General features: G+C 54.0%; 6 protein-coding genes and 1 pseudogene. 2 read left to right on the forward strand and 5 right to left on the reverse strand.

The annotated features are described in order from the left end of the window. Window positions 1-91 precede the first annotated feature (91 nt). From ABJQ89_RS13095 to ABJQ89_RS13110, 4 genes are all read right to left on the reverse strand, one after another. A complete protein-coding gene (locus tag ABJQ89_RS13095) occupies window positions 92-2,017 on the reverse strand; it encodes a hypothetical protein (RefSeq protein WP_348496660.1) in 1,926 nt (641 codons plus the stop codon). Window positions 2,018-2,149: 132 nt separating this feature from the next. Further along, window positions 2,150-3,517 (reverse strand): MATE family efflux transporter, encoded by a 1,368-nt coding sequence (locus ABJQ89_RS13100; protein ID WP_348496661.1) that lies wholly within the window; start codon window positions 3,515-3,517, stop codon window positions 2,150-2,152. A gap of 85 nt (window positions 3,518-3,602) precedes the next feature. Continuing rightward, a complete protein-coding gene (locus tag ABJQ89_RS13105; protein ID WP_348496662.1) occupies window positions 3,603-4,343 on the reverse strand; it encodes an amino acid ABC transporter permease in 741 nt (246 codons plus the stop codon). 9 nt (window positions 4,344-4,352) lie between these two features. Beyond that, window positions 4,353-5,105, reverse strand: a complete 753-nt coding sequence (locus ABJQ89_RS13110) for an amino acid ABC transporter ATP-binding protein (RefSeq protein ID WP_348496663.1) — start codon at window positions 5,103-5,105, stop codon at window positions 4,353-4,355. A 123-nt stretch (window positions 5,106-5,228) separates the two neighbouring features. Here ABJQ89_RS13110 and ABJQ89_RS13115 point away from each other — a divergent pair, with 123 nt between their 5' ends. Both ABJQ89_RS13115 and ABJQ89_RS13120 read left to right on the forward strand, forming a co-directional pair. Continuing rightward, entirely contained in the window at window positions 5,229-6,008 is a 780-nt protein-coding gene (locus ABJQ89_RS13115) for a transporter substrate-binding domain-containing protein (RefSeq protein ID WP_348496664.1), read from the forward strand. A 65-nt stretch (window positions 6,009-6,073) separates the two neighbouring features. Next, window positions 6,074-6,712 carry a glutathione S-transferase family protein gene (locus ABJQ89_RS13120; protein WP_348496665.1) on the forward strand — a complete coding sequence of 213 codons (639 nt, stop codon included), beginning with the start codon at window positions 6,074-6,076 and terminating at the stop codon, window positions 6,710-6,712. Here the strand turns inward: ABJQ89_RS13120 and ABJQ89_RS13125 are convergent. Next, window positions 6,709-7,424: pseudogene (locus tag ABJQ89_RS13125) on the reverse strand (Enamidase); the annotation flags it as partial. The gene ABJQ89_RS13120 and the pseudogene ABJQ89_RS13125 sit on opposite strands and share 4 nt — an antisense overlap.

The raw sequence follows: 7,424 nt of genomic DNA on the forward strand, positions 1-7,424 counted from the left end.
CCGCGCGCGACGAGCTTCTCAAGGATGTGTGGAAAGCTGCGGTCGGCGAAATGACGACCTCAGCCTAAAAGAAAATAGTCAAAGGCGGGTTTTACCGCCTTTGACGACGGATCGACGGATTGTCGATCACTGTAACTGTCCCCAATCGATCAAAATCTGTGACCACGGGCACTGTCGTTTCCGGTTTGACCAAATGGCGTGTGTATGTCGCCGCAGCGGCACTGGTTCCGCTCAAACGCGCATTGGCTGCTGCGAACGTTCCTGCCGCAGATACGCCCGATGAGCGCCATTCGGCTTCAGAAATTGCGCTGGCATCAGGCGCGCCGCCTGACCAATCTGCACCCTGCGCGGTGTATTCCGCGGGGCTGCTTTCACCAAGGCGTACCCGTGCAGCACCGATCCGATGCGCATTGTCATGGGCCACCGTACTAAAGGCTGAATTTGTGCCCTCATGAGTCACCAAGCTCGAGGTATCAAGCGCCGAATAGTCGCGATAGTGTTGGTTCCATCCACGGACTTTCGCGTCCTCAAAATAGGCCTGCCGTGCGCCAGTGTTGCGAGCAAACGGACTATCGTCGCGCTGAACCTGCAACGTAAGGTCCATTGTTTTTGCAGATGCATTACGGCAGCTGATTGTCCAGCGCCCGCTCACCGCGCTCGGGCCGTTTTTCGCATTCGTCGGCGCAAAGGCGAGGGTGAGATGGGCAGGTTCATCGACACCGTCCCAAATTTCGCGCGCGGGGGTATTGTAAAGGCGCGCAATCGGCGCCTCTTCCGTCCCGAAGAGCGTCTTGTGACGCCCTTTTCGCACGGTCTGAGTTTGGCTGCTGCCATCAGGCGCGGTCAACGTTACTTCAATGCGTTTAGGTTTGCTTTGTTCGCTCAAATCGGTGAGGCGCAATTCAACATAGTTGGCAGTGCGGTCATCCGGTTGCAGGCACAATTGCACCTCGTTGCTTTGTGATCCCGCAAGAGCCGCGCGCGCGACTAGGCGATCTTCGTGCGCATTGCCAAAGGCGAAAACGAGTTCGAGCGTTTTCACACCGTTGAAATGCGCGGTCACCCGTTCAATCTCACGCTTCATCTGCTGCTCTAGGAACGAGCCACCGTTCTTGGGGCCCGCAACAACACCGAGACTGATGTTGACGACCAACTCATCGCAAAGGTTCTCCGCAAAGGCGCGGTAGATCATCCAGCGCAGACCTTGGATGACATGAATTTGCATCCGCACGCCTGAAGTGTCTTCAAAAGCCTCTGGTGGCAATGAAACGGCAAGGATTGGAATGTTGCGCATGCCTTTTAGATCATTGCCCGTTGGGTCCATGCCCGCAGCCAGATCAAGCATTGCGGTGCCATGCGTTACCAATTGGCGCATTTCGTGGCGCGTGAGCGGGCCGTGGAGTTCGGCATTCCGTTCGCTGTAGATTTCATCCTCTGATGCGCTTGCGAGGCGCGCGATGTCCGCGTTGATCTCAGCGGGGGTTAACGCTTCGCCCGATGAAATTTCATCTGCGGTGTCATGGGCGGGGAGGGATTGCCGCAATATCCCTGCAAATCGGGTATCCTGGTTTGCGTCCCAGAAATTGGGGTGAAGATATCCGATACCACTGTCGATAATCCCGATTGCTGCAGGCACCGAATTGGCGTGAATATCAAAGGTTGGGGCCGTGCGCGTGGTATCGCGTTTTGGGCTCAATGCGCCGACATGGAGCACTTGGATAGTCGCTTCAAAACCAGTGCTCGGGCGTGTGCCTACGTGTTTGCGAAGCAAGATGGCTTCAACAGGTTTCCCTGTTTCACGAAAGCGGGCGTTGTAATCTTCTTCAAAAGGATCAAACGCGTAATCGGCCTGTGCATTGACGCTGGCGAAAAAATCCTGTGTGCTGATGAGGGCATCCACACTTCTAACAAAAACCGGTTCCCAAAGCTCTGGCGCATTGGTGTCATATGCGCCTGCGCTCTGTGCTTCCCAATCAAGATAACCGTTCCATCCCTTGGTTTTAAAAGATCTTGTCATAATAACTCCGCTCAAATGCTTGGAGTTAGGTTGGCATCTCCACGCGGATCAGGTCAATGAAGCGCATGCTGCAAATTCGTGCTCGAAGAATTTATTAACGCAAAACTAACAAAGATCGGGAAGCTGGCGGATTTAACCGCGCAAGCCACCAATCTTTTCGCGCGCAATACGGATGGTGATCCACAGGGCAATAATCCAACCCGTGCTAACGGCAGTAGCGATCCCAAGCCAGACACCCCAAACATCCATACCGATCATGCCGACGAGCAGCCAGATGAAGAACGCTACACCAAACCCTTGTCGGTAAAGGCTAATCCAAAGCGTGTAGACTGGTTTCTTCAAGGCTTGCAGGAAGGAATTAATTGCAAACAGCATCATATAGATCGGAAACAAGAACCCATCGACGCGCAGGTAACTCTGCCCGATGGGCACAACAGCCGCATCCTGTGTGAAAAGTCGCATAGCATAGCCGCCGCCAAACCAAAGGATCGGCGCGGCTAGGGCAGTCATGACAAAACCCAGTTTCCAGCAAAACCAAAGAGCTTCGCGTACACGCGCGTGATCCCCGGCGCCGTAGTTTTGCGCAGCGATTGGTAACAGTGCGCCCGTCATTCCGAGCACGGGCAGCAAGAGGATCTGCTCAATCCGCAGCGCGATGCCATAGGCGGCGATAGCTTCTTCGCCAAAACCCTTAAGCGCGTATTGGAGCACAAACCCAGAGACAAACATCACCATCATTGCTGTTGTCGTCGGGAGCATCTGCGCGGTGATTTCTTTGACGGTCGCAAGTTCCAAGCGGATGTGGCGCAGCGCAACGCCCTTCATGATATCAAGGCGCATTACCGCACGCAGAACCCAGAGCATGACACCTGTTTGGCTCAGGATCGTCGCGAGGGCGATGCCGTTAAAGCCGAACCCATCGATCAGGCCGGGAATGCCGTAAATGCAAAGAGGGTTCAGAATGATGTTGGCAAAGAACGCGGCCATCTGACCACGTTGCATCGTGACGCTATCACCATGAGCCTGAAGGATGCCATTGGCAGAAAATGCGAGCATAAAGCCCGGCAAAGCAGCGATAAGCCAATAGAAATATCCCAGCGCTGCATCGCGGTAGGCCCCGGGTTCTGAGATCAAAGTGATCGCCTTCGGACCGAACCAGAGTGCAAAGATCATCAATGAAATCGTGGCGATGAAGGCAAACGCCAATCCTTGCGCCGCAATCCTGCGCGCGCTTCGATCATCTTTTGCACCGCGGGCATTGCCAACCAAAGCGGACATCGCTGATGACAGCCCAAATGCGACGGCGATCAAAACGAAAAACGCTTGAAATCCAATGGCTAAACCAGCTTGCGCCTGTGTTCCGATCTGGCCTGCAAAGTAAACATCGACCACATTGTAAAGCGTTGTGAACAACATCCCCAGTGCCGCTGGAATTGCGAGCATTCTGAAATGACCCGCCATTGACCCTTTGGTCAGATCAAAGTCTCGTGTTGCCGCCATTGATCTTCACCTTTTTTAAATACCCCGAGGAGCGCGAGAGGTTGGCCCCTCGCTCCGGTCCGATCATGAAGATCGGAAACCTCTTTTACCCTTCGGCGGTGTTCATGCGCCGCTCTAGCCAACGCACCCCTTGTGAGACAATCAGGATCAGAACTAGATATTCCAAAACCAAGATCGTGTAGATTTCCAAAGGACGATACTCTGTCACGACCAACTCATTGGCCTTTCGTGTCAGCTCTTGCATGCCGATTACCGACACAAGAGACGACATTTTCAGCATATAGACCAATTGATTGCCCAGCGCGGGTAGGATGCGCCGAATAGCTTGGGGCAAAATGATATAACGCATCGTATCACGATAATTCAGCGCGACCGATTGCGCGGCCTCGTATTGACCACGTCCAATGCTTTGAATGCCAGCACGGAAGATCTCCGCTTGGAAAGCGCTATCTGAAAGCGCCAAGGCCAAGACCCCCGCCCAGAACACGTTAAGCGTGATGCCCGAAAGCGCAGGCAGGCCGTAGTAGACCCAGAGGATCAAAACGAGGATCGGAACAGCACGAACGCATTCCACGTAGATACGGTTAAAGGCGCGCAGTCCCTTGCGCTCGGACAGACCAGGAAGGGCGACGAGCAGCCCGACAACGACAGAAATTGCGATGGCCGTCAGCGACAGTAATATCGTGTTCCAAGCACCGGACATAAGGAACTTGAGATTGTTCATCCCGCCCGTCGTGCGCGGATCAACAACATACCAACCCCAGTTCCCTTCAGAGCAACCTGCAAGCGTGAGCGCCATGAGGGCGAATAGGAAGAAACGTTTCATATCAGTCCCCTAGTGGTTGATAATTTTCTGAAGGAAGTCACGGCAGCGTTCAGATTTCGGCGCGGTGAAGAACTGTTCGGGCTCAGCGACCTCGACGATTTCACCCTCATCCATAAACACCATACGGTCGGCAACCTTACGGGCAAAGCCCATCTCATGGGTGACCACAATCATGGTCATGCCTGTATCGGCCAGCTCAACCATCACATCGAGCACCTCGTTGATCATTTCAGGATCAAGGGCCGACGTCGGTTCATCAAAGAGTAAAATGCGAGGCTCCATGCAAAGCGATCTTGCAATTGCGACGCGCTGCTGTTGCCCGCCAGACAATTGACGTGGGAGCTTTTCGGCCTGATCAGGAATGCGTACACGTTCGAGATATGTCATGGCGCGGGCGTTGGCCTCTTCCTTGCTCAGGCCATAAGCACGGATTGGCCCTAACGTCAGGTTCTCGATCACGGATAAGTGAGGGAACAGATTGAACTGCTGAAACACCATGCCGACATTCTTGCGGATGGCGTCTAGCGCAGCAGGGCTATCGTCCAAGCGAATGCCTTCGACATCGATCTCGCCGGTCTCGTGTTTCTCAAGACGGTTGATACAGCGGATAAGTGTTGATTTTCCTGACCCTGAAGGGCCGCAAACAACAAGGCGTTCGCCTTCTGCGACCTCCAAAGTGACGTCTTTCAACGCCTGGAAAGTACCAAAAAATTTTGATACGTTATTCATCTTGATTATCGGATCACCCGAGCCAGTTTGCATAACACACTCCATCATTCGCTCCACGCAAAGCAGGAAGCGATGCGCAAGACAAGGACTATCGACTTGCGTATTGTCACTTGTCAGTGTGATCTAGGGCGCAACTTACTTAGTCGAGGAAAGACCATGAAATTTTTTAAAATCGTTGCCACAGCCGCAATGCTCGCCGGTTCAACAGTTGCCGCGAACGCGCAATCCGCATTGAGCGAAATCCTTTCAGCTGGTGTGCTCAAGGTTGGAACGACGGGCGATTGGGATCCAATGTCCGTGCGTGACCCAGCGACAAACACGTACAAAGGCTACGACATTGACGTGATGACAGAACTTGCAGCAGACCTCGGCGTTGAGCTTGAGTTCGTTGCGACAGACTGGAAAACGCTCGTCAGCGGCGTGACATCTGGCCAGTACCACATCACTGGTTCTGCATCTGTTTCTCCAGCGCGCGCAAAGGCAGCGGGTTATTCTGACAGCTACTTCGCGCTGTTCACTGTGCCTTTGACACAAAAGAAAAACGCTGACCGTTTCAAAGACTGGGACGACATGAACAAAGCGGACGTCAAAGTTGCGGCAACGCTTGGCACAACGCAAGAACAGCAAGTAAAGCGTTTCTTCCCAGATGCGGAGCACCGCATCGTGGAAGCGCCAGCACGTGACTTCCAAGAAGTTCTGTCCGGTCGCGCGGATGCAAACATCACGTCCAACGTGGAAGCAAACAAGCTGATCGCGAAATACGACCAACTGATGATCGTTCCAGTTTCCGAAGGTCGCGCGCCAACGCCTATCGCGATGCTTTTGCCGCAAGCAGACCAAGTTTGGATCAACTATGTGAACACATGGATCGCTCTGAAAACAGAGCGCGGCTTCTTTGATGAGCTGGCGGATAAATGGGGCCTGTCCGTCAACTAAACGTTGCAAGCTATTGACAAGGAAAGGGGGCCTCTGGTCCCCTTTTTTCGTAGGAGGAGCCATCCATGCTGACGATCTATAATATTCCCGTTTCTATCTACACCGCCAAACTTCGCGTCGTGTTGCGTAACAAAGGCCTTGCTTGGGAAGAACTTGCACCGCCCGGTGGATACCGGTCCGAGGCGTATAGAAAGATTGTTCCCTCCGGCAATATCCCGACAATGATTGATGGCGATGTGATGCTCTCCGATAGTGAAGCGATAGCTGAATATCTTGAGGAAAAGCATCCAGAGCCTGCAATGATGCCCATTGGCCTTGTGCCGCGCGCTAAGGCACGAGAGCGTGGGCGCTTTCACGATACGCGATTAGAGCCTGCTCTGCGCGCGATGTATCCGCTATTGAAGACCCGCGATCCTGAGGCGCTGCAAGCAGCCTTTGTTGAGGTGAACCGACATTTTGAAGCGCTGGCGCTTTTACTTGGCACGGATGGCTTGCCGATCCGACATCTTTTGCTTTGCGATGCGGGCTTTGCGGTGACGTTAGAATGGCTCGCCTCAATCGAGCGCGCTGTTGGGATCGATCTGACTTGGCCCAGCATTGTCGTGGCGTATCGCAAACGGTTGAGCAGCTATCCTGCTGTGGCGGACGAATTGCAACACTATCGCCCTGCAATTCGCGCGTATCTCTATCCCGACGAGGCTTAAACGACTTGTGGCAGTCGATTGGCTGGCGGTGTGTTACGGCTCCGCTCGGAACGCACAACACCGTCGATAACCGTCATGCCAACGCCCGGAAGATTGCCCATCTGCAAGCTTTCTAGGATGTTCTTACCCGGCGCATGTTGTGCCTGATCCATCAGCACAAAATCTGCGCACATGCCGACCTCAATCAGCCCCGTGTCGAGCTTGCGCTGGCGCGAGGTATTACCGTTGCCAAAGCAGAAGGCGATTTCCGCTGGAACATTGCCAAAGGCGCTGAGCATCGCAATCATCCGCAAAATACCCAAAGGCTGAACGCCAGATCCCGCAGGACCATCTGTACCTAGGATCACCTGATCCAGTTTCCCCAGTTCACGCGCAGTGTTCACCGTCAAAACCGCCGCGCGTTCGTTGCCGTTGTGTACGATTTCGAACGCCGCTTTACAGCTTTCGCACAGGCAAATGATCTGATCATCGGGCAGGGCGGAATGGCCGCCGTTGATGTGGCCAATTACGTCTGTGCCCGTTTCCATGACCATGTCCGCATCGATCAGGCCTGAGCCGGGAATCGAAGGGCCACCCGTGTGGATCGTGCTCTGAATGCCGTATTTGCGCGCCCAGGATACCATTTGTTGTGCGGTCTTACCGTCCTTCACGGTGCCGAGGCCAACCTCGCCAAGCAATGTGACGCCAGCATTCGCGAGTTCTTTGAAGTCTT

This window comes from Planktotalea sp., from assembly GCF_039984035.1.
GTDB lineage: Bacteria > Pseudomonadota > Alphaproteobacteria > Rhodobacterales > Rhodobacteraceae > Planktotalea.

Excerpts from the sequence above, each read along its gene's own strand:
- ABJQ89_RS13095 (WP_348496660.1), bottom strand. The coding sequence starts at position 2,017 with ATGACAAGATCTTTTAAAACCAAGGGATGGAACGGTTATCTTGATTGG.
- ABJQ89_RS13120 (WP_348496665.1), top strand. The coding sequence starts at position 6,074 with ATGCTGACGATCTATAATATTCCCGTTTCTATCTACACCGCCAAACTT.
- ABJQ89_RS13115 (WP_348496664.1), top strand. The coding sequence starts at position 5,229 with ATGAAATTTTTTAAAATCGTTGCCACAGCCGCAATGCTCGCCGGTTCA.
- ABJQ89_RS13105 (WP_348496662.1), bottom strand. The coding sequence starts at position 4,343 with ATGAAACGTTTCTTCCTATTCGCCCTCATGGCGCTCACGCTTGCAGGT.
- ABJQ89_RS13110 (WP_348496663.1), bottom strand. The coding sequence starts at position 5,105 with ATGCAAACTGGCTCGGGTGATCCGATAATCAAGATGAATAACGTATCA.
- ABJQ89_RS13100 (WP_348496661.1), bottom strand. The coding sequence starts at position 3,517 with ATGGCGGCAACACGAGACTTTGATCTGACCAAAGGGTCAATGGCGGGT.